General features: G+C 59.2%; 28 protein-coding genes and 4 tRNA genes. 20 read left to right on the top strand and 12 right to left on the bottom strand.

Annotated elements, in window-relative coordinates; all coding sequences use genetic code 11:
• Positions 1-41: 41 nt before the first annotated feature.
• Positions 42-914, top strand: a complete 873-nt coding sequence (locus PSH90_RS17215) for a LysR family transcriptional regulator (protein ID WP_305381130.1) — start codon at positions 42-44, stop codon at positions 912-914.
• 118 nt (positions 915-1,032) lie between these two features.
• On the opposite strand, the gene gudD is transcribed toward PSH90_RS17215, so the two are convergent.
• Together gudD and PSH90_RS17205 are read right to left on the bottom strand one after the other, a co-directional pair.
• The gene (gene gudD, locus PSH90_RS17210) at positions 1,033-2,376 is read right to left on the bottom strand and encodes a glucarate dehydratase (RefSeq protein ID WP_236169587.1); all 1,344 of its coding nucleotides are present in this window, start codon (positions 2,374-2,376) and stop codon (positions 1,033-1,035) included.
• Between the two features lie 25 nt (positions 2,377-2,401).
• Complete coding sequence (locus PSH90_RS17205; protein WP_305381128.1) at positions 2,402-3,748, bottom strand: MFS transporter; 1,347 nt, start codon at positions 3,746-3,748, stop codon at positions 2,402-2,404.
• Positions 3,749-4,102: 354 nt separating this feature from the next.
• Between PSH90_RS17205 and PSH90_RS17200 the strand changes: the two genes are divergently transcribed.
• Positions 4,103-4,816, top strand: a complete 714-nt coding sequence (locus tag PSH90_RS17200; RefSeq protein WP_016775357.1) for a FadR/GntR family transcriptional regulator — start codon at positions 4,103-4,105, stop codon at positions 4,814-4,816.
• Positions 4,817-4,907: 91 nt separating this feature from the next.
• Complete coding sequence (locus PSH90_RS17195; protein ID WP_305381127.1) at positions 4,908-5,138, top strand: hypothetical protein; 231 nt, start codon at positions 4,908-4,910, stop codon at positions 5,136-5,138.
• Positions 5,139-5,297: 159 nt separating this feature from the next.
• Here PSH90_RS17195 and yegQ read toward each other — a convergent pair whose 3' ends face one another.
• Positions 5,298-6,626: a tRNA 5-hydroxyuridine modification protein YegQ gene (gene yegQ, locus PSH90_RS17190; protein WP_305381126.1), complete on the bottom strand. Its 1,329-nt coding sequence runs from the start codon at positions 6,624-6,626 to the stop codon at positions 5,298-5,300.
• 156 nt (positions 6,627-6,782) lie between these two features.
• Here yegQ and PSH90_RS17185 point away from each other — a divergent pair, with 156 nt between their 5' ends.
• On the top strand, positions 6,783-7,844 hold the full coding sequence (locus PSH90_RS17185; RefSeq protein WP_041477173.1) for an AI-2E family transporter: 1,062 nt from the start codon (positions 6,783-6,785) through the stop codon (positions 7,842-7,844).
• On the opposite strand, the gene PSH90_RS17180 is transcribed toward PSH90_RS17185, so the two are convergent.
• The 3 genes from PSH90_RS17180 to PSH90_RS17170 form a co-directional block, all read right to left on the bottom strand.
• Positions 7,841-8,023 (bottom strand): hypothetical protein, encoded by a 183-nt coding sequence (locus PSH90_RS17180; RefSeq protein WP_041477171.1) that lies wholly within the window; start codon positions 8,021-8,023, stop codon positions 7,841-7,843. The genes PSH90_RS17185 and PSH90_RS17180 overlap by 4 nt on opposite strands.
• A gap of 103 nt (positions 8,024-8,126) precedes the next feature.
• Entirely contained in the window at positions 8,127-8,321 is a 195-nt protein-coding gene (locus tag PSH90_RS17175) for a hypothetical protein (protein WP_056789862.1), read from the bottom strand.
• Between the two features lie 230 nt (positions 8,322-8,551).
• A complete protein-coding gene (locus PSH90_RS17170; protein WP_024013471.1) occupies positions 8,552-8,932 on the bottom strand; it encodes a hypothetical protein in 381 nt (126 codons plus the stop codon).
• Positions 8,933-9,175: 243 nt separating this feature from the next.
• Here PSH90_RS17170 and PSH90_RS17165 point away from each other — a divergent pair, with 243 nt between their 5' ends.
• On the top strand, positions 9,176-9,994 hold the full coding sequence (locus PSH90_RS17165) for a shikimate 5-dehydrogenase (protein WP_305381125.1): 819 nt from the start codon (positions 9,176-9,178) through the stop codon (positions 9,992-9,994).
• Between the two features lie 187 nt (positions 9,995-10,181).
• Positions 10,182-10,700: a cupin domain-containing protein gene (locus tag PSH90_RS17160; RefSeq protein WP_252876595.1), complete on the top strand. Its 519-nt coding sequence runs from the start codon at positions 10,182-10,184 to the stop codon at positions 10,698-10,700.
• Between the two features lie 132 nt (positions 10,701-10,832).
• Here PSH90_RS17160 and PSH90_RS17155 read toward each other — a convergent pair whose 3' ends face one another.
• Positions 10,833-11,477 (bottom strand): YceH family protein, encoded by a 645-nt coding sequence (locus tag PSH90_RS17155; RefSeq protein ID WP_041477166.1) that lies wholly within the window; start codon positions 11,475-11,477, stop codon positions 10,833-10,835.
• Positions 11,478-11,602: 125 nt separating this feature from the next.
• On the opposite strand from PSH90_RS17155, the gene PSH90_RS17150 reads away from it, so the two are divergent.
• Positions 11,603-12,112, top strand: coding sequence for a DUF1993 family protein (locus tag PSH90_RS17150; RefSeq protein WP_041477165.1), 510 nt, complete (start codon positions 11,603-11,605; stop codon positions 12,110-12,112).
• A 157-nt stretch (positions 12,113-12,269) separates the two neighbouring features.
• On the opposite strand, the gene sstT is transcribed toward PSH90_RS17150, so the two are convergent.
• Entirely contained in the window at positions 12,270-13,502 is a 1,233-nt protein-coding gene (gene sstT, locus PSH90_RS17145) for a serine/threonine transporter SstT (protein WP_095182114.1), read from the bottom strand.
• Positions 13,503-13,809: 307 nt separating this feature from the next.
• On the opposite strand from sstT, the gene PSH90_RS17140 reads away from it, so the two are divergent.
• Positions 13,810-14,967 (top strand): MFS transporter, encoded by a 1,158-nt coding sequence (locus tag PSH90_RS17140; RefSeq protein WP_024013467.1) that lies wholly within the window; start codon positions 13,810-13,812, stop codon positions 14,965-14,967.
• Here PSH90_RS17140 and nhaR read toward each other — a convergent pair.
• Complete coding sequence (gene nhaR / locus PSH90_RS17135; RefSeq protein ID WP_016775345.1) at positions 14,962-15,861, bottom strand: transcriptional activator NhaR; 900 nt, start codon at positions 15,859-15,861, stop codon at positions 14,962-14,964. The genes PSH90_RS17140 and nhaR overlap by 6 nt on opposite strands.
• Positions 15,862-15,994: 133 nt before the next feature.
• On the opposite strand from nhaR, the gene PSH90_RS17130 reads away from it, so the two are divergent.
• Both PSH90_RS17130 and PSH90_RS17125 read left to right on the top strand, forming a co-directional pair.
• The gene (locus tag PSH90_RS17130) at positions 15,995-16,237 is read left to right on the top strand and encodes a hypothetical protein (protein WP_024013465.1); all 243 of its coding nucleotides are present in this window, start codon (positions 15,995-15,997) and stop codon (positions 16,235-16,237) included.
• A gap of 29 nt (positions 16,238-16,266) precedes the next feature.
• Complete coding sequence (locus PSH90_RS17125) at positions 16,267-17,016, top strand: TerC family protein (protein ID WP_056788748.1); 750 nt, start codon at positions 16,267-16,269, stop codon at positions 17,014-17,016.
• Positions 17,017-17,206: 190 nt separating this feature from the next.
• Here the strand turns inward: PSH90_RS17125 and PSH90_RS17120 are convergent, their stop codons facing one another.
• Complete coding sequence (locus PSH90_RS17120; protein ID WP_252867897.1) at positions 17,207-17,371, bottom strand: hypothetical protein; 165 nt, start codon at positions 17,369-17,371, stop codon at positions 17,207-17,209.
• Positions 17,372-17,606: 235 nt separating this feature from the next.
• Here PSH90_RS17120 and PSH90_RS17115 point away from each other — a divergent pair, with 235 nt between their 5' ends.
• The 3 genes from PSH90_RS17115 (at position 17,607) to PSH90_RS17105 (ending at position 18,794) form a co-directional block, all read left to right on the top strand.
• Positions 17,607-18,278, top strand: a complete 672-nt coding sequence (locus PSH90_RS17115; protein ID WP_305381124.1) for a peptidase C39 family protein — start codon at positions 17,607-17,609, stop codon at positions 18,276-18,278.
• A gap of 90 nt (positions 18,279-18,368) precedes the next feature.
• Entirely contained in the window at positions 18,369-18,575 is a 207-nt protein-coding gene (locus PSH90_RS17110; RefSeq protein WP_056788754.1) for a DUF6021 family protein, read from the top strand.
• A gap of 12 nt (positions 18,576-18,587) precedes the next feature.
• Positions 18,588-18,794: a hypothetical protein gene (locus tag PSH90_RS17105; protein WP_041477156.1), complete on the top strand. Its 207-nt coding sequence runs from the start codon at positions 18,588-18,590 to the stop codon at positions 18,792-18,794.
• Positions 18,795-18,848: 54 nt separating this feature from the next.
• Here the strand turns inward: PSH90_RS17105 and pbpG are convergent, their stop codons facing one another.
• Positions 18,849-19,787, bottom strand: coding sequence for a D-alanyl-D-alanine endopeptidase (gene pbpG / locus PSH90_RS17100; protein WP_095182110.1), 939 nt, complete (start codon positions 19,785-19,787; stop codon positions 18,849-18,851).
• A 230-nt stretch (positions 19,788-20,017) separates the two neighbouring features.
• Positions 20,018-20,872, bottom strand: a complete 855-nt coding sequence (folD, locus tag PSH90_RS17095) for a bifunctional methylenetetrahydrofolate dehydrogenase/methenyltetrahydrofolate cyclohydrolase FolD (RefSeq protein ID WP_016775338.1) — start codon at positions 20,870-20,872, stop codon at positions 20,018-20,020.
• 275 nt (positions 20,873-21,147) lie between these two features.
• On the opposite strand from folD, the gene PSH90_RS17090 reads away from it, so the two are divergent.
• The 7 genes from PSH90_RS17090 (at position 21,148) to clpX (ending at position 25,463) form a co-directional block, all read left to right on the top strand.
• Positions 21,148-21,224 (top strand) — tRNA-Arg (locus PSH90_RS17090).
• A gap of 32 nt (positions 21,225-21,256) precedes the next feature.
• Positions 21,257-21,332 (top strand) — tRNA-His (locus tag PSH90_RS17085).
• A gap of 57 nt (positions 21,333-21,389) precedes the next feature.
• Positions 21,390-21,474: transfer RNA gene (locus PSH90_RS17080), tRNA-Leu, on the top strand.
• Positions 21,475-21,551: 77 nt separating this feature from the next.
• Positions 21,552-21,627: transfer RNA gene (locus PSH90_RS17075), tRNA-His, on the top strand.
• A 401-nt stretch (positions 21,628-22,028) separates the two neighbouring features.
• Positions 22,029-23,339, top strand: a complete 1,311-nt coding sequence (gene tig, locus PSH90_RS17070; protein WP_016775337.1) for a trigger factor — start codon at positions 22,029-22,031, stop codon at positions 23,337-23,339.
• 92 nt (positions 23,340-23,431) lie between these two features.
• A complete protein-coding gene (gene clpP, locus PSH90_RS17065; RefSeq protein ID WP_016775336.1) occupies positions 23,432-24,067 on the top strand; it encodes an ATP-dependent Clp endopeptidase proteolytic subunit ClpP in 636 nt (211 codons plus the stop codon).
• Between the two features lie 112 nt (positions 24,068-24,179).
• A complete protein-coding gene (clpX, locus tag PSH90_RS17060; RefSeq protein ID WP_016775335.1) occupies positions 24,180-25,463 on the top strand; it encodes an ATP-dependent Clp protease ATP-binding subunit ClpX in 1,284 nt (427 codons plus the stop codon).
• Positions 25,464-25,559: the final 96 nt, after the last annotated feature.

The raw sequence follows: 25,559 nt of genomic DNA, 5'->3' as shown, positions 1-25,559 counted from the left end.
TGAAAACTCGCACGAACCCTTAGAAAAATTTGGGACAACCCATGATTCGACCGCAACTGCCGCTCAACGCTCTGCGCGCGTTTGAAGCCTCGGCACGTCATCTGAGCTTCACCCGCGCCGCCGTCGAACTGTGCGTAACGCAGGCAGCGGTCAGCCATCAGGTCAAAAGCCTGGAAGCGCAGCTCAACCTGACCCTGTTCAAACGCCTGCCCCGTGGTCTGATGCTGACCAGTGAAGGCGAAACCTTGCTGCCGGTGCTCAGCACCTCATTCGACCACATTGCGCAGATGCTCGAGCGTCTGGCTGGTGGGCAGTATCGCGACATGTTGACGGTCGGCGCGGTGGGCACGTTTGCCGTGGGCTGGCTGTTGCCGAGGCTGGCGGACTTTCGGGCGAAATATCCGCTGATCGATTTACGCCTCTCGACGAATAACAACCGGGTCGATGTGGCGGCGGAAGGGCTGGATTACGCGATTCGTTTCGGCGCTGGCGCCTGGCATGGCATTGAGGCGACACGCTTGCTCGATGCGCCGTTGTCGGTGTTATGCGTGCCGGAGATTGCCCGGCAACTGCACGCGCCGGCGGACTTGTTGCAGCAGACCTTGCTGCGTTCCTATCGCACTGATGAATGGCCGCAGTGGTTTCAGGCGGCGGGCCTGGCGACCCAGGCTGCGCCACCGCAAAGCATCGTCTTCGATTCGTCGCTGGCGATGATTGAAACGGCGTTGCAGGGCGGCGGCGTGGCGTTGGCGCCGCCGCTGATGTTCGCCCGGCAACTGGCAGCGGATGCGATCTGCCAGCCGTTCGCGATCGAGATCACCACCGGCAGTTACTGGCTGACGCGGTTGCAGTCGCGAGCGGAAACGGTGGCGATGAAAGCGTTCAAAACCTGGTTGCTGCATATCTCAAGCTGAAAACCGATTTGTAGGAGCTGCCGAAGGCTGCGATCTTTTGATTCTGTTTTGAAGATCAAAAGATCGCAGCCTTCGGCAGCTCCTACTCCCACAATTGAAATCAGCGGCGCCTGCTAGATCACCGCACCAGACACGGCCGCTTGTTATCGAATTTCCACCCCGGAATCAGGAACTGCATCGCCACGCTGTCGTCCCGCGCGCCGAGGCCCATGCCTTTGTACAGTTCGTGAGCCTTGGTCACTTGATCCATGTCCAGTTCCACGCCCAGTCCCGGTTTCTGCGGCACTTGCACGCAGCCGTCGACAATTTGCAGCGGTGCCTTGGTCAGGCGCTGACCGTCCTGCCAGATCCAGTGGGTGTCGATGGCCGTGATCTCGCCGGGTGCGGCGGCGGCGACGTGGGTGAACATGGCCAGGGAAATATCGAAGTGGTTGTTGGAATGCGAGCCCCAGGTCAGGCCCCATTCGTGGCACATCTGCGCGACCCGCACCGAACCCTGCATGGTCCAGAAGTGCGGGTCGGCCAGCGGGATGTCCACTGACTGCAACTGAATCGCGTGGCCCATTTCTCGCCAGTCGGTGGCGATCATGTTGGTCGCGGTTTTCAGCCCGGTGGCGCGGCGGAATTCAGCCATGACTTCGCGCCCGGAATAACCGTTTTCCGCGCCGCAAGGGTCTTCGGCGTAGGCGAGTACGTGGTGCTGATCGCGGCATAGACGAATCGCCTCTTTCAATGACCATGCACCGTTCGGATCGAGGGTGATCCGCGCGTCGGGGAAGCGCTCGGCCAGTGCCGTGACCGCTTCGATTTCGGCATCGCCACTGAGTACGCCGCCCTTGAGTTTGAAATCCTTGAAGCCGTACTTGGCGTGCGCCGCCTCCGCCAGACGCACGACCGCTTCGGCGGTCATGGCCTTCTCGTGGCGCACACGGAACCAGTCGTTGTCGGCGTCCGGTTCGCTGCGGTAGGCGAGATCGGTTTCGTGTTGATCGCCAACGTAAAACAGATAACCGAGCATTTTCACTTCGTCGCGTTGCTGACCTTCACCGAGCAGCGCCGCCACCGGCACGTCCAGATGCTGGCCGAGCAGGTCGAGGAGGGCGGCTTCCAGGCCGGTGACCGCGTGAATGGTGATGCGCAGGTCGAACGTCTGCAGGCCACGGCCACCGGCATCGCGGTCGGCGAAGGTCTGGCGCACCTGATTGAGAATTTTCTGGTAGGTGCCGATGGGGCTGCCGACCACCAGATTGCGCGCGTCTTCCAGTGTCTGGCGAATGCGCTCGCCACCGGGCACTTCGCCGACGCCGGTATGGCCGGCGTTGTCCTTGAGGATGACGATGTTGCGGGTGAAAAACGGCCCGTGGGCGCCGCTCAGGTTGAGCAGCATGCCGTCGTGACCGGCCACCGGAATCACTTGCATGTCGGTGATGATCGGAGCTTTGGCGGTGTCGTGAACAGTCATTATTGTTTTCCTTGTCGAGACGAAGTCAGGCGTGTTTCGGCGCGGCGTCGGCCACGGCTTTTTCAGCAGCGGGTTTCGGCGTGGTGCGCGCAGCGAAGACGATGATTGCGGCGATGATCGAGGTCGCGGCCAGACCATAGAGGCCGCCCTGAATCGAGCCGGTGTGTTGCTCCAGCAGGCCAAAAGTGGTCGGTGCGACGAAGCCGCCGAGGTTGCCCACCGAGTTGATCAGCGCGATTACTGCCGCCGCAATGCGTGCATCCAGATAAGCCTGGGGAATCGGCCAGAACAGCGACGAGGCGGATTTGAAACCCAGCGCCGCAAAGCAGATCGCGACGAAGGCAAAGATCGGCCCGCCAGTGGTGGACATGAACATCCCCGCTGCGGCGATCAACAGGGCGGTGGCGACCCAAGCTTGTTGATGTTTCCACTTCGCCGACAGCGAGGCGAAGGCGTACATGCCGACGATCGACAGCAACCATGGAATCGAGTTGAACAGGCCGACCTGCACCTCGCTGAGTTCGCCCATCTTCTTGATGATGCTCGGCAGCCAGAAAGTCGCCGCATAAATGGTCAACTGAATGAAGAAGTAGATTAGGCAGAACAGAATGATCTGCCGGTCCTTGAGCAGTTTGCCCAGCGACGGCCGGATCGGCGTCGCCGCTTCGCGGGCCTTTTGCTCGTCGTCGATGGCGCTGACCAACGCATCCTGTTCGGCGCGGCTCAGCCATTTCGCGTCGTGGGGTTTGGCGTCCAGCCAGAACCAGACAAACACGCACAGGCACACCGAGAACATCCCCTCGATGAAGTACATCCATTGCCAGCCGTGCATGCCCAGCCCATTGATCTGCAGGAGCAGACCGGACAGCGGGCCGGAGATCAGCGAGGCCACGGCAGAGCCGCTGAGGAAGATCGCGATCGCCTTGCCGCGCTCGACGCCGGGCAGCCAACGGGTGAAGTAATAAATCACCCCGGGAAAGAACCCGGCCTCGGCGACACCGAGCAGGAAACGCAGAATATAGAAGTGGGTTTCGTTCTGGATGAAGGCCATGCAGGCCGCGACTATGCCCCAAGTGAACATGATGCGGGTCAGCCAGATGCGTGCGCCGACTTTCTGCAAAAGCATGTTGGACGGCACTTCGAACAGCGCGTAACCGATGAAGAACAGCCCGGCGCCGAAGCCATAAGCGGCAGCACCAATGCCCAGATCGGTTTCCATGTGGGTGCGGACGAAGCCGATGTTCACCCGGTCAATGTAATTGACGATGAACATGATCACGAAGAGCGGCAGGACGTGGCGTTTGACTTTGGAGATGGCTGAGGCGAGCGTCGGGTCGACGCTGTCCTGCATCCCGGAGATGGAGGTTTTCACTGATGTTTCTCCCACTGATTATTTTTATGCGGGTAGGACTGGGTGCTGCATTGTTGCTAGACATCATACAACTGTAATTTTTTGTCCTACAAGTGGGGAGGGCGATCAAATTCTTCTGATTGTTCGTTTTTTTATGCGAAAACCGGATTCTAGCTCGTATTCATTGAAAATTTCGCCAGTCGAGCGCAGCGCCTTTTTGAGGTATGAGTGGTGATGCGTGATGGCTGGCTATCGAAAATATTCGACGTAATTGAGTGTTGTCATACAAGTTGATGTCCCATCGACCGCTAAAATCCATCTCAACCGTCATCCCGCAGTGCTACGATCGGCAAGCCCCGATCACCGGAACCGACCATGCAAGAAGACCTCGACGCGCCCGCGCGCAAACGCACGCACAACCTCGCTCATGACCTGGTGGAAAAGCTCACCCAGAGCATCCTGCTCGGGCAACTGTCGCCCGGTGACAAGCTGCCTTCGGAGAACTCCATCGTTCAGGAGCACGGCGTCAGCCGCACGGTGGTGCGCGAGGCGATTTCCAAGTTGCAGGCCTCGGGGCTGGTGGAGACGCGCCATGGCATCGGTACTTTCGTCATCGAACGTGCAGCGGAGCAGGGCCTGCGCCTGAACGTCGATACGGCGCTCGGCGTGCGCAGCATTCTCGAATTGCGCATGGGCCTGGAGACGCAAGCGGCCGCACTGGCGGCGCAGCGGCGCAGTGAGCAGCAGGTCCAGCAGATGCGTCAGGCGCTGGATGACTATCAACGGCTGCTGGCCAACAATGACAGCTGCGTGGAAGCCGATCGGCGTTTTCATCTGCTGATCGCCGAGGCCACCGGCAACGCTTGTTTCAGCGAGATCATGCAGCACCTGGGCAGTGCGATGATCCCGCGCAATCGCCTGAATGCCGCCGAGCGCGGCGCGGCGGATCTGAGCAAGCTCGGCCACTTGGCCAATCTGGAACACGAGGCGATTCTGAATGCGATCAAGCGTCAGGACGCCGATGCCGCCCGCGCCGCGATGTGGCTGCACCTGACCAACAGTCGCGATCGCTTTATCGCCCAAGGCTGATGCCGCTGGTCTGATCTATCGCACGCCGTCAAAGGTCGCGCTTCCAAACAATACGCCCCGGATAATCCGGGCCAGTATTGTGAGGTGCAGCATGGCTGATGACGCACTTGTTCCCGGTGGCATCGCGCCCACTGAGCAGACCCGCCCCGTATCCGGCACTGACGAGCCGACCCTGAGCGATCACGACGCACCGCCGGGCATGGACCCGGGCCGCGACCCATTGAGCGATGCCGACCGGCCGGATGACTGGAAGGATCCGCCGGATGACGACAATGTACCGCCGGCGGACGAGCCGACGCCGTTGTCGGATGATTTGCGCTGAGGTCTGGATTATTCATTGAGTGGGCCGGCCTCTTCGCGAGCAGGCTCGCTCCCACAGTGGATGACACAAACTCCCTGTGGGAGCGAGCCTGCTCGCGAAGACGGCATCGGCTTCGCTGCAAATTACGGCCATGCGGCGAGTGCCAGACAATATCGCCAGTCAACCAACTCGCAAATCCCGCATCAACAACCCAAAGCGCAAATCCACCGCATCCGGAATCGGCAGATACACCGTATGCCCGTCCCCTGGCGCCACTTCGATCGCTTGGCCGCTGACACTCTGCAATTCATGCAGATCAAAATGGAAATTGCCCTTGGGCGTCATCAGTTCCAGATGATCGCCCACGGCAAAACGATTCTTCACTTTCACTTCGGCCAGGCGATCACGGCGCTCGCCGGTGAGCTCGCCAACGAACTGCTGACGCTCCGACACCGAACTGCCGTGTTGATAATTCTGATATTCGTCGTGCACATGTCGGCGCAGAAAACCTTCGGTGTAGCCGCGCTGGGCCAGCGATTCCAGATCCAGCATCAGGCTGCGATCGAACTCGCGCCCGGCCACGGCATCATCGATCGCCCGGCGATATACCTGGGTGGTGCGTGCGCAGTAGAAATGCGATTTGGTCCGGCCTTCGATTTTCAAGGAGTGCACGCCCATGCGCGTCAGCCGTTCGACATGCTGCACCGCGCGCAGGTCCTTGGCGTTCATGATGTAGGTGCCGTGTTCGTCTTCGAAAGCCGGCATCAATTCGTCGGGGCGGTTGGCTTCCTGGAGCAGGAAGACTTGATCGGTCGGTGCGCCGAGACCCAGCGTCGGCTCGGGTTCAAAGGTCTGGACGATCTCGCCGAGCTGGTTTTCCGTCGCTTCTTGCGCCGTGTACTTCCAGCGGCAGGCGTTGGTGCAGGTGCCCTGATTGGCATCGCGCTTGTTCATGTAACCGGAAAGCAGGCAGCGCCCGGAATAGGCCATGCACAGCGCGCCGTGCACGAACACCTCCAGCTCCATGCCCGGCACCTGCTCGCGGATTTCACCGATTTCTTCGAGCGAGAGTTCGCGCGACAGGATGATCCGGCTCAGCCCCTGTTGCTGCCAGAACTCGACGCTCGCCCAATTCACCGTGTTGGCCTGCACCGACAGGTGAATCGGCATCTGCGGAAAATGCTGGCGCACCAGCATGATCAGGCCCGGATCGGACATGATCAGCGCATCCGGGGCCATCTCGATCACTGGCGCCAGATCTTTGAGAAACGTCTTCAGCTTGGCGTTGTGCGGGGCGATGTTGACCACGACGTAGAAGCGCTTGCCCTGCGCCTGCGCCTCACGGATGCCCAGCGCCAGGTTGACATGATCGAACTCGTTGTTGCGCACCCGCAGGCTGTAGCGCGGCTGGCCAGCGTAGACCGCATCGGCGCCGTAGGCGAAGGCGTAGCGCATGTTTTTCAGGGTGCCGGCGGGGGCGAGAAGCTCGGGGGCGATGAGAGTCTGCATTTGGATGTCAGTCGCAAAAGCCGCGCAGGGTAGGGCAGCTGTTGCGAGGGTTCATTGATCTGGATCTATGCTCCATGAATAAACATGGCACTCGCGCGCTCGGCGGCTGACTAAGTGGGGCGGGCGGGCGTGACGCCTGACTGACATGGACCGGATATGAACGAAAAGAGTCTGCAATTCAAATCCCTGACAGTGCTGCTGGTGCTGGTCACGGTGGCCTTTATCTGGATTCTGCTGCCGTTCTACGGCGCGGTATTCTGGGCTGTCATCCTCGGCATTCTGTTTGCGCCGGTACAGCGCAGGTTGCAGCAGAAGTTCGGCTGGCAACGCAACGTGACGTCGCTGTGCACCTTGAGCCTGTGCCTGGTGGTCGCGATTCTGCCGGTGATCATCGTCAGCATCCTGCTGGTGCAGGAAGGGGCGACTGTCTACAAGAACATTGAAAGCGGCGAGCTGGACATCGCTGCGTATCTGGCGCAGTTCAAACACAGCCTGCCGCCTTACTTTCAGCACTTGCTCGACCGCTTTGGCATGGGCGAACTCGACAGCCTGCGCGAGAAGATCGTCAAAGCGGCGATGCAGGGCAGCCAGGCGCTGGCGACTCAGGCGTTCAGTTTCGGCCAGGGCACGTTCGAATTCGTGGTGAGCTTTTTCATCATGCTGTATCTGCTGTTTTTCTTTCTGCGTGACGGCCCCGAGCTGGCGCGCAAGATGCGCACTGCTGTGCCGCTGGAAGAAAACCACAAGCGCCGCCTGCAACTGAAGTTCAACCGCGTGGTGCGTGCCACGGTCAAGGGCAACGTGGTCGTGGCCGTGACCCAGGGCGCGCTGGGCGGGCTGATTTTCTGGTTTCTCGACATTCCCAGCGCGTTGCTCTGGGCGGTACTGATGGCGTTTCTGTCGCTGTTGCCAGCGGTGGGCGCGGGGATTGTCTGGGCGCCGGTGGCGGTGTACTTCCTGCTCAGCGGCATGATCTGGCAGGGCGTGGTGCTGGGCTTGTTCGGCGTATTCGTGATCGGCCTGGTCGACAACGTGCTGCGTCCGATTCTGGTGGGCAAAGATACCAAGATGCCCGATTACCTGATTCTGGTCTCGACCCTCGGCGGCCTCGCGGTATTCGGCCTCAACGGCTTTGTGATCGGGCCGCTGATTGCCGCATTGTTCCTATCGAGCTGGGCGCTGTTCGTCGAGACCAAGCCCAAGGTGCAACTGCCCTAAGCGTGAAACGTGCTGCTGGCGACCTGTTGCGACAAGGCCTGCGCCGCTGGTAACGAGGTGAGCGGGCCGCTGATCGGCTCGCCATCGCGCACCAGATACCAGCAAGCGAGCAAACCGGATGCACGCAGCGAAGCGGGAACTGCGCTGCCGATCACCGACATGATTTGAACCTGTGCCATGGGAAAACCTCCATCAAACTGATGGGGCTACCTTAGGGATTTGCCGGCACGACGGACAATCAACGATTTCGATAGTGGTCATTGATGCCAGTGAGGTCTGGCGTCATTCGACCACTTGATCGAGCATGTGCATGACTTCGCGCTCATTGAGCAGGCCCTTGTGCACGAGGTTCTCGGCGAGCAGGGACAGCAGCTTGGCGCAGCGATGGCCTTCCAGGTGCTTGAGCTCGGTGAGCGCGCTGTACACCTTGTTCGAGGTGCACAGACCGACGATGCGGTGCGGGTTTTGTGTGGGCATACAGTCGTCCTTGTTGTTATCGATCTGTTGTTTACGGACGGATTCAGATTGCGGTTCCGTCATGACAAAGCGGTGACCGTTTGATGAAAAAAATCTCTACGGTCGATTCCATCATGCCGACTTTAGCTGCTCGGACTGTCCTCACAGCGACCTTGGCGAGATTTTTTCAGACGTTGGCCGACCAGCGGTCATAAAAAAGCCCCGCTTGAAAACAGGGCTCTGTGTTGCGCTTACCAGCGTGGACCGCCGTAGTAGCCATGCGGGCCGCCGTAGTAGCCGTGGGGGCGACCGTAATAACCACGAGGCGGGCCGTAATAGACGGGGGCCGGCTGCACGTAGACCGGTTGTTGTACATACACCGGCGCCGGCTGGTAATAGACCGGTGGCGGCGGTTGCTGCACGTAGACCGGTTGCGGCTGTACATAAACCGGCTGCTGCTGCACGTACACCGGCCGATCCTGGTTGATCAGTGCCGAGCCGATGATGGCCGAGCCGACGATCGCGCCAAACACTGCAGGGCCCTGCCAGCCATGGCCACCACCCGCTTCAGCCTGGCCGGTGACGGCGAGTGCGCCAATCAACAAAGCCATGATGGGAAGTTTACGAATCATGATAAGTCCTCGGTTCTTCGACCCGGCGCCGCGGCCTGAGTCAGGCCCACAGTTGTCGCGGGGATACAGCTAAGACAGCAAATTTGCGAAATTCAGCACAGCCGCTGGGTAAATTTTGTGTAAGGTCTGTACCGGCTTCTTTACCCGGCTACGCGGCGCCACAAACAAGCCCAAATGATGATTCAGAACCCGGTGGGCTGGCCAATCCCGTCCATCCGAAAGTGCGTTTGAAGGAGAAGTTTCATGCAGATGAACCCGAACAAAGACACCCAATTGTGCATGTCCCTGTCCGGGCGGCCGGGGAATTTCGGTCTGCGTTTTCACAACCATTTGTATGAACAGCTGGGCCTGAACTTCTACTACAAGGCGTTCAGCAGCCAGGACCTGACCGGCGCGGTCGGCGGCATCCGGGCACTGGGCATTCGTGGCTGCGGCGTGTCCATGCCGTTCAAGGAAGCCTGCATTGCGCTGGTCGATGAGCTGGATGCGTCGGCGGCGGCGATCCAGTCGATCAACACCATCGTCAACACTGGCGGCCACCTCAAGGCCTACAACACCGATTACATCGCCGTCGCGCAATTGCTGGAAAGCAACGCGGTGCCGAAGGATTCCACCTTCGCCCTGCGCGGCAGCGGCGGCATGGCCAAAGCGGTGGCCAGCGCCCTGCGCGATGGTGGCTACAAGAACGGTTTGATTGTCGCCCGTAACGAGCGGGCCGGCCGCGCCCTGGCGGATTCGCTGGGTTATCGCTGGCAGGCCGAGCTGGGTGACGAGCGCCCGCAGATGCTGATCAATGTCACCCCGGTAGGCATGGACGGCGGGCCGGAGGCGGGGCAACTGGCGTTCGAGCCTGAAGTGATCATGGCGGCTGAGACTGTATTCGACGTGGTGGCGATCCCTTCGGAGACGCCGCTGATTGTGCGGGCGCGGGCCGAGGGCAAGCGAGTGATCACCGGGCTGGAAGTGATAGCGATCCAGGCGCTGGAGCAGTTTGTGCTGTACACCGGGGTGCGGCCGAATGAGGCGCAGTTTGCGGCGGCGGTGGATTTTGCGCGTAGCTGATTGATCTTTTAGTGGCTGGGCTGGCCTCTTCGCGAGCAGGCTCGCTCCCGCAGGTTGAGCTGGAATGCGATTGAATGTGGGAGCGAGCCTGCTCGCGAAGGCCGCGCTGCGGTTCTGGATCACTATCTATAATCCTCGCCAGCACGCACAGACCTGCCCACCACAAAAACCATAACCGAGGCCGCCCATGCATCCGCCCATCCTCAATCTCAACGAGGTCGAACTCGAAGCCCTTCCCGAAGCCCTGGCCCCTGAAGGCGACACCGCCGGTCGTTATCTGCAGCGTTTCGCGCGGATCGGCCAGCAACTCGGTGCGCAGAAACTCGGTTACCGTCTGTACGCGCTGCCAGCAGGCATGCGCGGTAGTCCATTCCACAGCCATCGGGTCAATGAGGAGATGTTCTACGTGGTGGCCGGGGAGGGCGAGGTGCGGTTGGGAGGTGAGCGTTTTCCGATCCGCGCCGGTGATGTGATCGCCTGCCCACCGGGCGGACCCGAGAAGGCGCATCAGATCATCAATACCAGCGCGGATGAGCTGCGTTATCTGGCGATCAGCACTCAGCAGCAGCCGGAGATCTGCGAGTATCCGGATTCGAACAAGTATGCGGTGATGGATAATTTCACGGTGGATGCCGAGGGCAAGGCCTCGGGCTTTGTCGCTGTCGCGCGGCAGGTGGATGGGGTGGATTATTGGGATGGGGAGTGATGCGGGCTGCTGAATATCGCGCAGACCCTGTGGGAGCGAGCCTGCTCGCGAAGGCGGCGGGTCATCCAAGATCGTGGTGACTGACACTACGCTTTCGCGAGCAGGCTCGCTCCCACAGAGGTTCTGTTGCGATTATTCGAGGCGGGCCAGGCGTTCTTCCAGTGCTGCGATCCGCGCTTCCAGTTCTTCGATACGCTCCAGGGAAACGCCAGCGCTCGAGCGCTCCCCAGGATTTTGCCGCGCCGCCAATATTGCCTCGATATCCGCCGGATCGCCCAAGGCGTGGGTGTAGCGATCCTCACGCTGCCCGGCCTGACGCGGAATCAATACCGCCAGACCGCGTGCGATCAGCCGTTCAAGCTGATGAACTACCTGCTCGGCGTCCTCGAACTCGTGCATGCGCCCGCTGCGGGTCAGCAGTTCGTTGACGGTCTGCGGGCCGCGCAGAAACATCAAACCCGTCAGAATCACCTGTGCCGGCACCAGTTCCAGCGCCTTGTCGACCTTGTGCTCCCAGCGGTCGGCGCGGCTGCCCATGACCAGCCGGGTAAACCCACGACCTTCCAGCGCCCGCAGGCTCTGCCCGACCTGACCCTGATTGAGGTTCATCACCGGCTCGCGACTGGTTTTCTGATTGCAGGCCAGCACCAGCGCGTTGAGGGTCAGCGGATAGGTTTCCGGGCTGGTGGCCTGTTTTTCGATCAGCGCACCGAGAATGCGGATTTCCGTGGCATTTAACCGTGGCTGTTCGGAGGTGGATTCTTGTTCGTTGCTCATCGCGCGTTCCCTCTGCAGTCGAAGCCGCCTAGCCTAATCCTTGCCAAACAAAAGGCAAGCCGTGTGCTCATCAAGCATGGCTATAATCGCCACCACGTATTACCCAGCCATCACATGAGACTGCCATGACCATTTCACTGTACGCCGCATCCGTCCCGGTTTTTCAACAAATGCTCAACGCCCTGAGCGATGTGCTGAAAAAGGCCGAAGCCCACGCCAGCGCGAAAAACATCGACCAGAGCGTTTTCCTGCAAGCGCGTCTGTACCCGGACATGTTCCCACTGGTGCGTCAGGTGCAGATCGCCGTGGATTTCGCCAAAGGCGTGTCGGCGCGTCTGGCCGAAGTCGAACTGCCGAAGTACGACGACACTGAAACTACCTTTGCCGAACTGCAAGCGCTGATCACCAAGGTTCTGGCCTTCATTGGCGAGATCAAGCCAGAGCAGATCGACGGCAAGGAAGGCATCGAAATCGTGACCCGTCCGGGCACGCCGAAAGAGAAGCGCTTCAGTGGTCAGGCGTATCTGCTGACTTACGGCTTGCCGCAGTTCTTCTTCCACGTCACCACCACCTACGCGCTGCTGCGTCATAACGGCGTTGAAGTGGGCAAGCGCGATTACATGGGCGCGTTCTAAACGCCCGGATACGAAAAGCCCGCCAAGGTTCGCGCCTTGGCGGGCTTTTGTTTTTCTGTGGGAGCGAGCCTGCTCGCGAATGCGGCGTATCAGGCGATATTAATACTGAATGTCTCGCCCCTTTCGCGAGCAGGCTCGCTCCCACAAGGTAAGGCGGTTACGCCGTACGCTGAGCTTTTTCTTCCTCGCCCAGGCAAGCCGCCGCTGTAAACAGCACGTCAGTCGACGAGTTTAGCGCGGTCTCCGCCGAATCCTGCAGCACGCCAATAATGAAGCCCACCGCCACGACCTGCATGGCAATCTCGCTCGGGATGCCGAACAGGCTGCACGCCAGCGGAATCAGCAGCAGCGAACCACCGGCCACACCCGAGGCACCACACGCGCAAATGGCTGCGACGACGCTGAGCAGGATTGCGGTCGGAATGTCCACAGCGATGCCCAAGGTGTGCACCGCCGCCAGGGTCAGCACGGTAATGGTGATCGCCGCACCGGCCATGTTGATGGTCGCACCCAGCGGGATCGATACCGAGTAGGTGTCTTCGTGCAGGCCCAGGCGCTTGCTCAATTCCAGGTTGACCGGAATGTTCGCCGCCGAGCTGCGGGTGAAGAACGCGGTAATGCCGCTTTCACGCAGGCACATCAGGGTCAGCGGGTACGGATTGCGGCGCAGCTTCCAGAACACGATCAGCGGGTTCATCACCAGCGCGACGAACAGCATGCAGCCCAGCAGCACCGCCAGCAGGTGCGCGTAGCCGAGCAGCGCGCCGAAACCGGAGGTGGCCAGTGTCGACGCGACCAGGCCGAAGATGCCCAGCGGCGCGAAGCGAATGACCACACGGACGATCACGGTGACGCCGTTGGACAAGTCACCCAGCACCTCGCGGGTGGTGTCGCCGGCATGCCGGATGGCAATGCCCATACCGATCGCCCAGGCCAGAATGCCGATGAAGTTGGCATTCATCAGCGCGCTGACCGGGTTGTCGACGACGCTCAGCAACAGGCTTTGCAGCACCTCACTGATGCCGCCGGGCGCAGTGACCGCAACGTTTTCCGTCGAAAGCACCAGATTCGACGGAAAGCTCATGCTGGCAACCACGGCCACCACCGCTGCGGCGAAAGTGCCCAGCAGGTAGAGGAACAGGATCGGCCGGATGTGGGTTTCCTGGCCGTGCTTGTGGTTGGCGATCGAGGCCATCACCAGCACGAACACCAGAATCGGCGCCACGGCTTTCAACGCCGAGACAAACACCTTGCCGATGAACGCGGTGGACTTCGCCAGCTCCGGTGCAATCAGGGCCAGGGCAATACCGGCGATCAGACCAATGACGATTTGGCTGACCAGACTCAGGCGTTTCAGGCGTTGCAGTAACGAAGGGGATGAAGCGGTCATAGCGGCATCTCTGTTTTTTATAGGGTGCGAAGCGTCGTGGGCAGTCACGAAACGCCTGTCGAAGTGACATCAACGCCGCCAAACGGCACGTTGAACGGCTGTACGATTTTCAGGGCGCGGACTTTATCACAGCCTAGGCGTGAACCTTCAGGCCTGTGCCGATCTGCCACCGGATCGGCCCGGCAGATCGGCAGTTTTGGGCAACTCAGTGCGGACGCAGTCTGTTAAGCTTCGCCATCCTCATTTTCAAGTTCTGCCAGCGGGCCTCCGGGTCATCGCTGGTGTCGTCGTTTTGCTGGAGTTGCGCATGCTGTTGCCTATTCTTCTGTTGTCCGCCGCCGGGTTCACGGTGCTGACCACGGAATTCGTCATTGTCGGCCTGTTGCCGGCGATCGCCCGAGACCTCGAAGTCAGCATCCCGCAAGCCGGGCTGCTGGTGACCTTGTTCGCCTTTACCGTGGCGCTGTTCGGCCCGTTTCTGACCGCGTATTTCGCCCGATTCGAACGGCGCAAACTGTTCATCAGCATTCTGATCATGTTCGGTCTGGCCAATACCGTTGCAGCGTTGGCGCCGAATATCTGGGTGATGGCCATCGCGCGTCTGATTCCGGCGTTGGGTTTGCCGGTGTTCTGGGCCTTGGCCAGCGAGACGGCGGTGGATATCGTCGGCCCGGATTTCGCCGGCCGCGCCATCGCCAAGATCGGTTTCGGCATCGTCTGCGCTACGGTGTTCGGCATTCCGGTCGGTACGCTGATTTCCGACGCGTTCGGCTGGCGCAGCGCCTTCGGCATTCTGGCGTTGATCGCGTTTGCCAAAGCCTTGCTGCTGTTTGTCTACCTGCCGAAAACCAGTCTGCACCAGCATCAGGTCAGCTTCCGTTCGCAGTTCAAGATCCTGCGCAGCCCGCTGATGCTCGGCCATATCTTGTTGTCGATTCTGGTGTTCAGCGGCATGTTCACCGCTTACACCTACCTTGCCGACATCCTCGAACGACTTGCCGGATTCAACGGCACCGTGGTCGGCTGGTGCCTGATGGCGTTTGGCGCAGTCGGGCTGATCGGCAACTCGCTTGGCGGGCGTGCGGTGGATCGGCATCCGCTGGGGGCGTCGGTGTTGTTCTGTGCGTTCATGATCGCGGGCATGGTCTCGCTGGTGCCGAACATTCATTCGCCAGTCGGCCTGGCGGTGGCGATGGGCATTTGGGGCGTGACCCAGGCGGCGTTGTTCCTGGTCAGCCATGTGCGCCTGATGAAAGCCGCGCCGGAAGCGCCGGCCTTCGCCGCGTCGCTGAACATCGCCGGAGCCAATCTCGGCATCGGCCTGGGCGCGATGGTCGGCGGCCGGGTGATCGACAGTGCCGGGCTGGGCTTTCTCGGCTTTGCCGCTGCCGGCTTCATTTTGCTTTCGGTGTTCCTCGCCATGGTGCTGATGACGCTGAAGCCGCGTGAAGTCTGCGCTTCATAACCCGGTAAACAGCTCGCGTCGGGCGCCCTCGGTAATCGCTACGATGCCAGGGTGCTTGACCTTGCGCTCCACCGAGATGGCATAGAACGACTCGCTCACGGCGTCGGTCTGGCCGATCAACTCGACGCCGTACTGGCGCTTCACTTCCTCGGCAATCACGCTCGGGCCAATAAAAATCCCGCTGCCGGATTGGCCGAAGGCCTGCATCAAAGCACTGTCATCGAACTCGCCGACAATCTGCGGCTGGATCTGCTGTTCGGCGAACCAGCGCTGCAAACGGCTGCGCACCACGGTTTCCGCGCCGGGAATCAGCAACGGTGCGCCGTGCAGGCTGCGCGGGAAATCCTGGCCATACTGCGCGGCAAGTTCGGCGGTGGCGAAGAAGCTGATCCCGCACTCACCGAGCTTCTGGCTGTAGCCTTTGATGTCCAGATGCGAAGGCATCGGGCTGTCGGAAATCACCAGATCCAGACGCTGGATGGCCAGATCAGCGAGCAGACGTTCGAGTTTGTCTTCGCGACAGGTGATGCGCAGCGGCTCGCTCAATTCCATGGTCGGCGCGATCAGGCGATAAACAATGGATTTGGGCACCACGTCGGCCACGCCGACGCGAAAGAGGATCTGCTGCTCGTTGGGCTGCGCTCGCAGCATCAGCTCCAGCTCGCCGCCCAGTTGAAACATCTGCTCGGCGTAGGGCAGGGCCTGGCGCCCGGCTTCCGTGAGCTCCAGCTGTCGGCCAACCCGGCGAAACAATTCCACGCCATAGGTTTGTTCGAGCAGTGAAATCTGTCCGCTGATCGTCTGTGGCGTCAGGTTCAGCTGCTCGCACGCCCGGACGATGCTGCCGGTTTTGGCTACAACCCAGAAGTAATGCAGTTGTCGGTAATTGAGCATAGTGATGGCCACTTCGTGAAAACCGAAGTATAGCCGCTAAAAATACGAATTTTCCTGAAGTGTTCATCTCCCTAGAATGCCCAGCCATCGACGGCCGGTGTGTGCGCCTGTCTGTTCATTCGAAGGAAACCTTATGAAATACACATTTCCCGCAGTGATGTTTGCGTCTTTACTGGTTCTGGCCGGTTGTGATCAGGCGGAAAAAAGCGCCCAACAACTGATGGGCGCGGCGGCTGAAACCGCCAAACAAGCAATCGACGACACCCATAAAGCCGCTGAGCAAGCGCTCAGCGATGCCACTGGTGGTTTGATCGAGAAAAAAGAAACACCGGAAAAACAAGCGGAAGAATCCGAATCTTCCTCCAAGACCATCTAAACCGTCTTACACAGAGTCAGGACTGACCCATGGAATATCTGTTAGAACTCGCCGCCAGCCCCACCGCTTGGGTTGCTTTGGCCACACTGGTGGTAATGGAAATCGTGCTCGGCATCGATAACCTGATCTTTATTTCGATCCTGACCAACAAATTGCCCGAACAGCATCGGCAGAAGGCGCGTCGTATCGGTATCGGCATGGCCCTGATTCTGCGTCTGGCCCTGTTGAGCACCATCGCGTTCATCGTGCAGTTGACCGAGCCTGTGATCGAAATCCTTGGCCAGGCGTTCTCCTGGAAGGACATGATCCTGATCGCCGGTGGCCTGTTCCTGGTGTGGAAGGCCACGACCGAGATCCATCACAGCATGGACCCGTCGCCGGAAGACCCGAAGACCGCGACTTCGACCGTAACCCTGGGTTTTGCCGCGGCCATCGGTCAGATCCTGATGCTCGACATGGTGTTCTCGATCGACAGCATCATTACCGCTGTCGGCATGACCGAACACTTGCCGATCATGATCATCGCGGTGGTGGTGTCGGTGCTGGTGATGCTGCTGGCGGCTGATCCGCTGGCCAAGTTCATCAACGACAACCCGACCGTGGTCATGCTGGCGCTGGGCTTCCTGATCATGATCGGCATGACGCTGATCGCCGAAGGCTTCGGCGCCCATGTTCCGAAAGGTTATGTGTACGCGGCCATGGCGTTCTCGGCCGGTATCGAAGTGTTGAACATGCTGTCGCGCCGGGCGAAGCAGAAGAAGGTTGTTCAGCAGGCGTAATCGCTGAGAACACAAAAAACCGCCTGGGCTGTTGAGCTCAGGCGGTTTTTTTTCGCTTTGATGTTGGGGGGTGTGGTTTAGAGCTTGCCCCTCATCGGAACGCCGCCCGCCCAGCCCTCTCCCGAGGGAGAGGGGGCCGGTCAGTTCCCTCTCCCTCCGGGAGAGGGCTAGGGTGAGGGGCTCTTGATCTTCAATGCGCAGCAGCGTGCCGCACTGGATGCTTCTCTGTTTCCTCAACCGGCATCGTCTGCACCGGATGATGCCGCCGCGAAATCCGCAGCACACCCCACAACATGGCAGTCGCCACGGCCAGCCAGCCGGCTATCAACATTACGATGGTCATGGTCAGGCTCATTGGTGCCTCCTCTTCGCCCTGCGTCGGGCGCTCGCTTTTCGCAATTCGCTCTATTTCAGTGACAGTCTAGTCAATGGGGTGTTTCAAGCTATTGACCAAAGGTCGTTAGTGACCAATCAGTTTGCTCTATGCAATCGCCCGCTCTGCCGTTTAAGGCTATACCTCTGGCGGGTGCGGCTCTATGATCGCTGGCGTTGCCGGAACACGATGACCGGCGTCTGGAAGAGAGTGATTGATGGTGCAGGTATTTTCTCGAGTGCGCGGAGCGTTGCTTGCCGGCGCTTGCGCGGTGGTGCTGAGCGGATGTGCGGGCAACGTAGCGCCAGAAGTCAAACGCTTGCCAGAGCGAGTTGAACTCAGCGGCACCTTCTATCGTGGCGAAGCCAACCAGAGTGGGCCACAGGTGCTGGCCAGTCTGCTGTCGCAACAAGGCATCGTCATCACCCCGGGCCTTCTGGAAAAACCGCTGCACTTGCCGGGGGCTGAGGACAAGCTGCAGCAGAACATGCAGAACCTCGCCCGCGAATATGGCCTGGTGGTTTATCCGCTCGACAGCCAGCTGCCAGCCTTGCTGACCCAGGTCGCGGCGGGCTACCCGGTCATGGTGCGTTTCAGTGAAGGTTCGGCATTCTGGGCCGAGCCGCGTTACGCGATCCTGTCCGGCTACGACCGCAACAAACAGAAGGTCCTGCTGCGCGCCGGCATGAATCGTCGGCAGTTGATGGATTTCGGCAGCTTTCAAGCAGCGCTCGAAAAGGCCGGTGGCTGGGCGATCCTGATTCAGAAACCGTCGCAGATCCCGGCTGCCGTCGACCGCTCCCTTTGGCTGAAAGCCGCCGATGAACTGGCCCAGGCCGGTGAAGAAAACGCTGCGGCGCAGGCGCGAAAGGCTCTGGCGGCGCAATAAACCTCCGTTCGTCATCTGCCGGGCACGACTGCGCCGGGCCGGCCTCTGAAGATTAATGCCCGTGCTTCGCGGGTGAATCAAGGAGGCAACATGGCAGATTCCCAAACCCCGAAAGGCCCACACTCGTCCGAACATTCCTCGGGCGATGATCTGGGCTTCGATCCGGATTCGCCGGACCTCGAGGATCCGCAAGTTGATCCGGTCGGTCCGGCTAAGGCCCCGCAGGATGTCGAGCCCGGTGAAGATCCGAAGAAACCGGCCAAGCCCTATGATCCGTTAGCCGATCTGAAACCTTGATGTGAGGTGCGTATGAGTACCGATTCAAGCTTCGATGACCACAAACCTGACAGCGTACCGACCACGCCGGAGCCGGAGGTTGATCCGGTGCTGGACCCGGACAGCCCGATGCGCGACCCGATGGCGCGGCCAAATGTGCTGACGCCGGACGTTTCGCCAGAGCCGAGCTCGGGCGATGGCATTCCTGATGACGACAAGATGCCACTGCCCAACGACTGACGCGCAGACGAAAAAAAGCCCCGAACATTCGGGGCTTTTTCATGATTGCCGGATCTACTTTGCCGCTTCGACCACGCCGCTCTGACGGCTCTTGAGGTTCTTGTCGGCTTTGTATTGCTGTGCCACGGCAGGCACGTTGGCGCTGCGCCCGGTTTCCACCCAGCTGCGGATACGGCTGGCGTCGGCAAAATGCGTGTATTTGCCGAACGCATCGAGAATCACGAGGGCGACCGGACGGTTGCCCATCTTCGTCACCAGCACCAGGCAATGGCCGGCCGGGTTGGTAAAACCGGTCTTGGTAATCTTGATGTCCCAATCGGCCTTATTGACCAAGTGGTCGGTATTGCGGAAGCCCAAGGTGTAGTTGGGCTTGCGGAACGCCACGGTCTTTTCCTTGGTGGTGGTCAGTTGCACCAGAAGCGGTTGCTTGTGCGCGGCCACCAGCAATTTGCTCAGGTCGCGGGCGGTGGAAACGTTGCGCTCTGACAGGCCGGTCGGCTCGACAAAGTGCGTGCTGGTCATGCCCAGCGCCTTGGCCTTGGCGTTCATTGCCGCAATAAAAGCAGCGTAGCCACCCGGATAGTGGTGCGCGAGGCTGGCGGCGGCGCGGTTTTCCGAAGACATCAAGGCGATCAGCAGCATCTCGCGGCGCGGCAGCTCACTCTTGAGTTTGACTCGGGAGAACACACCCTTCATTTCCGGAGTGTTCCTGATGTCGACATCGATCCATTCGTCCATGTTCTGTCGAGCTTCCACCACGACAAGGCCAGTCATCAGCTTGCTGACGGAAGCGATCGGTACGATCACGTCAGGATTGCTGGAATAAATGACTTTGTTGGTCTGCATATCCATGAGCAGGGCGCTGCCGGAAGCGATCTTCAATGTCGAAGCGTCACGTGGAGCAGCGGTGGTTTCCGCAGCGTTGATCGTTGGCGTGATGAATGTGCCTGTAACAGCAAACAACAGGCTCAGAATCGAGAGACGAATTTTCACGCGGGCGAACTCTAAAAGGTTGGATATACCGTTAGTTTGTAACGGGTTATTTCTCAAAACCGGCGCATTTTAGGAGTATGGCTGAAGAACTGTCGATGGTTGTTTGTAAGACCTGAAAATCTCGTGAAAAGGCCTGTAAAAAGAGCGGTTTCCGGCGAACGGTTGAAGTTTTTTCTCAGGCAAGAAAAACCCCGCACGAGGCAGGGTTCTGATGCGGCGTAAAAACCCGGTCAGACGTGCAGGGTTTCTGCGGCGTAGAGCGTGTTTTCCAGCAGGCAGGCGCGGGTCATCGGGCCAACGCCGCCCGGTACCGGGGTGATCCAGCCGGCGCGGGGCAGGGCGGTTTCGTAAACGACATCACCGACCAGTTTGCCGTCGTCCTGACGGTTGATGCCGACGTCGATCACGATCGCGCCTTCCTTGATCCACTCGCCCTTGACCAGGCCCGGCTTGCCGGCGGCGACGACCACCAGATCAGCGCGGCCGACGTGGCCCGCCAGATCCTTGGTGAAGCGGTGAGTCACAGTGACGGTGCAGCCGGCCAGCAGCAATTCCATGGCCATCGGGCGACCGACGATATTGGAGGCGCCCACGACTACCGCGTCCATCCCGTAAAGATCAGCGCCAGTGCTTTCCAGCAAGGTCATGATGCCTTTCGGGGTGCATGGGCGCAGCAGCGGAATACGCTGGGCCAGGCGGCCGACGTTGTACGGATGGAAACCGTCGACGTCTTTGTCCGGGCGGATGCGTTCCAGCAGCTTGGACGCGTCGAGGTGTTCGGGCAGAGGCAACTGCAGGAGAACGCCGTCGATAGCCGGATCGTCGTTGAGGCGATCGATCAGATCGGTCAGGGCGTCCTGAGTGGTGTCGGAGGGCAGGTCGTAGGCTTGAGAGAGGAAGCCAACCTCTTCACAGTCTTTACGCTTGTGCGAGACATAAACCTGAGAGGCAGGATCGCTGCCGACCAGGATCACCGCGAGGCCGGGCGTGCGCAGGCCTTGCTGGCGACGCTCGGCAACTCGTTGGGCGATCTGCTGGCGCAGGCTGGCGGCGATCGATTTGCCGTCGATTAGTTGTGCAGTCATTGCGCGTGATTAACCATCGAGAGGGGAAAAAATGAGAACGCATTCTCGCATGTCGAGCGGTGAGGGCAAAGGCGCTTGGTCAGCAAATTCCTCTAACTCCTTTAATTAAATGAATTTTTTTCAAAAAGGATTTGACGACCTTTGGAGCCCTCTATACTATTCGTCGCACTTGTCGGGCACAGCCTAGCACTGGTTAAGAAGGTGAAGCGGAATCAAGGTTCTGCGACGCTGGAAAGCACTTAGTTTGTAGTCCTTTAAGAGTACAGATTAACAAGGCGCCCGTAGCTCAGCTGGATAGAGCATCCGCCTTCTAAGCGGATGGTCGCAGGTTCGAGTCCTGCCGGGTGCGCCATTAGGCAGCTTTGGCACAAGTAACGCGATATGGTGGGCGTAGCTCAGTTGGTAGAGCACGGGATTGTGACTCCCGTTGTCGTGGGTTCGATCCCCATCGTCCACCCCATATTTCGAAAGGCGCCAGATTTAACGGTCTGGCGCCTTTGCTTTAAAAGCTTCATCCGCGGATGTGGTGGAATTGGTAGACACACTGGATTTAGGTTCCAGCGCCGCGAGGCGTAAGAGTTCGAGTCTCTTCATCCGCACCAAATAAAGCTTCATCTGTGCCTAGGGCCTGATGAAGTTTCGACAAAGAAGTTGTTTGGCTTTTTTGTTACGCAATATGGTGGGCGTAGCTCAGTTGGTAGAGCACGGGATTGTGACTCCCGTTGTCGTGGGTTCGATCCCCATCGTCCACCCCATATTTCGAAAGGCGCCAGATTTAACAGTCTGGCGCCTTTTTTGTTTTAGCGGTTTCGAAATCCGGCCATGGCCGATTTCGAGGCGCAGGGCAGGGCACTTCATCGCTTTTAAAGGATCGGATGACGCTGAACTGCTCGTCGTTCCGGTTTTGCTGGAACACCTGTCGGGGCGGATTTGATAGTTGCTTCTATATATAGAAGCGTTGCTGCAGAGCCCTGACGTGATCGCTTGTATTCGCCAGTGGAGTGCACGGCATTCGTGCGGCGCTCCCTATAAATTGCCTGCTGTTTTTTTACCCGTTTCCAGTAGGGTGACTTCTTGAGTTTGACCCACTAGAATGCATGCCCTTGATTCTGGGGTCGGAAACGGCCGGCTAACGTCTGTGCAACGAGGAATATCCATGCAAGTTTCTGTTGAAAATACTACTGCTCTCGAGCGCCGCATGAGCGTCACCGTGCCGGCAGAGCGCATCGAGACTCAGGTCAACAAGCGTCTGCAGCAGACTGCCCAAAAGGCCAAAATTGCTGGCTTCCGTCCAGGCAAAGTGCCAATGAGCGAAATCAAGCGCCGTTTCGGTGCTGATGCGCGTCAGGAAGCGGTAGGCGACGTCATCCAGTCTTCCTTCTACGAAGCTGTGGTCGAGCAGAAGCTCAACCCTGCCGGTTCGCCTTCGATCGAGCCAAAGTCGCTCGAAGCGGGCAAGGATCTGGAATACGTTGCTGTATTCGAAGTCTTCCCTGAGTTCACCGTTGCTGGCTTCGAAGGCATCACCGTTGAGCGTCTGAGCGCTGAAGTGGCTGACGCTGATCTGGACAAGATGCTCGACATCCTGCGCAAGCAGAACACCCGTTTCGAAGTGGCCGACCGTGCTGCCCAGAACGAAGACCAGTTGAACATCGATTTCGTTGGCAAGGTTGACGGCGAAGTGTTCGCTGGCGGCTCCGCCAAGGGCACTCAGCTGGTGCTGGGTTCCGGCCGCATGATCCCGGGCTTCGAAGAAGGCCTGGTTGGCGCTAAAGCCGGCGAAGAACGCGTTCTGAACCTGACCTTCCCTGAGGACTATCAGAACCTGGACCTGGCTGGCAAAACCGCCGAGTTCACCGTGACCGTCAACACTGTATCCGAGCCTAAGCTGCCTGAGCTGAACGAAGAGTTCTTCGCTCAATTCGGCATCAAGGAAAGCGGCATCGACGGCTTCCGCACCGAAGTTCGCAAGAACATGGAGCGTGAACTGCGTCAGGCAATCAAATCCAAGGTCAAGAATCAGGTAATGGACGGTCTGCTGGCCACCAACCCGATCGAAGTGCCAAAGGCTCTGCTGTCCAACGAAGTTGACCGTCTGCGCGTGCAAGCTGTTCAGCAGTTCGGCGGCAACATCAAGCCAGATCAACTGCCGGCCGAGCTGTTCGAAGAGCAAGCCAAGCGCCGCGTCGTGCTGGGTCTGATCGTTGCTGAAGTGGTCAAGCAGTTCGATCTGAAGCCTGATGAAGCTCGCGTTCGCGAAATGATTCAGGAAATGGCTTCCGCTTACCAGGAGCCAGAGCAGGTCGTGTCGTGGTACTACAAAAACGAGCAGCAGCTGAACGAAGTGCGTTCGGTTGTGCTGGAAGAACAAGTTGTGGATACTGTTCTGCAGAAAGCTAGTGTGACCGACAAATCGGTCTCCTACGAAGAAGCAGTCAAGCCGGTAGAAGCTCCAGCAGCCGACTGATTGATTTTGCGTTAGAAGTGCACACCATAAGCCAGCTCTCGAGCTGGCTTATGCGTATTCAAGACATAACTATTTGGGAGCGACTGCAGAGCATGTTCCGTAATTCTTATATTCAGCAGAACTCTGATATCCAGGCCGCCGGCGGCCTGGTCCCGATGGTTGTCGAGCAGTCCGCTCGTGGCGAACGCGCCTACGACATCTACTCGCGCCTGCTCAAGGAGCGAGTGATCTTTCTGGTGGGCCCGGTAGAGGACTACATGGCCAACCTGATCTGTGCGCAACTGCTGTTCCTTGAAGCGGAAAACCCGGACAAGGACATCCATCTGTACATCAACTCGCCGGGCGGTTCGGTGACTGCCGGCATGTCGATCTACGACACCATGCAGTTCATCAAGCCGAACGTGTCGACCACCTGCATCGGTCAGGCGTGCAGCATGGGCGCATTCCTGCTTACCGCAGGTGCACCGGGCAAGCGTTTCTGCCTGCCGAACTCGCGCGTGATGATTCACCAGCCACTGGGCGGTTTCCAGGGCCAGGCGTCGGACATCGAAATCCACGCCAAGGAAATCCTCTTCATCCGCGAGCGTCTGAACATGCTGATGGCCAAGCACAGCGGCCGTACTCTGGAAGAAATCGAGCGCGATACCAATCGCGACAACTTCATGAGTGCCGAAGCTGCGAAGGAATACGGCCTGATCGACGAAGTGATCAACCAGCGTCCAGCTTAATATAAGCAGCGCAAAACAGGCCTGATCGGCATGTCCGATCAGCGGCGGGCTTGAAAAAGCCCGCAATAGCCTTCATCTTGTGTTGCAAGCCTATCGGATTTGGATCGAACGAATGACTGACACCCGCAACGGCGAGGACAACGGCAAGCTGCTCTATTGCTCCTTCTGTGGCAAAAGCCAGCATGAAGTGCGCAAATTGATTGCCGGCCCCTCGGTCTTTATCTGCGACGAGTGCGTCGACCTGTGCAATGACATCATCCGCGAGGAGGTGCAGGAAGCACAGGCCGAAAGCAGCGCGCATAAATTGCCTTCGCCTAAAGAAATCAGCGGCATCCTTGACCAGTACGTCATTGGTCAGGAGCGTGCGAAAAAGGTTTTGGCCGTAGCGGTGTACAACCACTACAAGCGCCTGAACCAGCGTGACAAAAAGGCTGACGACGTCGAACTCGGCAAGAGCAACATCCTGCTGATCGGCCCGACAGGCTCCGGTAAAACCCTGCTGGCTGAAACACTGGCCCGCTTGCTGAACGTTCCGTTCACCATTGCCGACGCAACCACCCTCACTGAGGCCGGTTACGTGGGTGAAGATGTCGAGAACATCATTCAGAAGCTGCTGCAGAAGTGCGATTACGACGTAGAGAAAGCCCAGATGGGCATTGTCTACATCGATGAAATCGACAAGATTTCCCGCAAGTCCGACAACCCGTCGATCACCCGCGATGTTTCCGGTGAAGGCGTGCAGCAGGCCTTGCTCAAGTTGATCGAAGGCACGGTCGCTTCGGTACCGCCGCAAGGTGGCCGCAAGCATCCGCAGCAGGAATTCCTGCAGGTCGACACCCGTAACATCCTGTTCATCTGCGGTGGTGCGTTCTCCGGCCTGGAAAAGGTCATTCAGAACCGTTCCACCAAAGGCGGCATCGGCTTTAACGCCGAAGTGCGCAGCAAGGAAGAGGGTAAGAAGGTTGGAGAATCCCTGCGTGAAGTCGAGCCTGACGATCTGGTCAAGTTCGGTCTGATCCCGGAATTCGTCGGTCGTCTGCCGGTCCTGGCGACACTGGATGAGCTCGACGAGGCTGCGCTGATGCAAATCCTCACCGAGCCGAAAAATGCTCTGACCAAACAGTATGCCAAGCTGTTCGAGATGGAAGGCGTGGATCTGGAATTCCGTTCCGACGCGCTGAAATCGGTCGCCAAGCGTGCGCTGGAACGTAAAACCGGTGCCCGTGGCCTGCGTTCGATTCTCGAAGGTGTATTGCTCGACACGATGTATGAAATCCCCTCGCAGTCCGAGGTGAGCAAAGTCGTGATCGATGAAAGCGTGATCGAAGGCAAGTCCAAGCCACTGTATATCTACGAAAACAGTGAGCCGACGGCCAAGGCAGCGCCGGACGCGTAAGCGTCCACCGCGCCGCAACAAGGAAGGGGCCTTCGGGCCTCTTTTTTTTTATGTCGATTTTTACACCCGCTTTGCGCTTGTTTTTTTTCGAGGCAG

This window comes from Pseudomonas sp. FP1762 (assembly GCF_030687105.1).
Taxonomy (GTDB): Bacteria; Pseudomonadota; Gammaproteobacteria; order Pseudomonadales; family Pseudomonadaceae; genus Aquipseudomonas; species Aquipseudomonas siliginis.
Note: the sequence above shows the minus strand (reverse complement) of the source record. Positions and strands in the feature narration are given on the sequence as shown.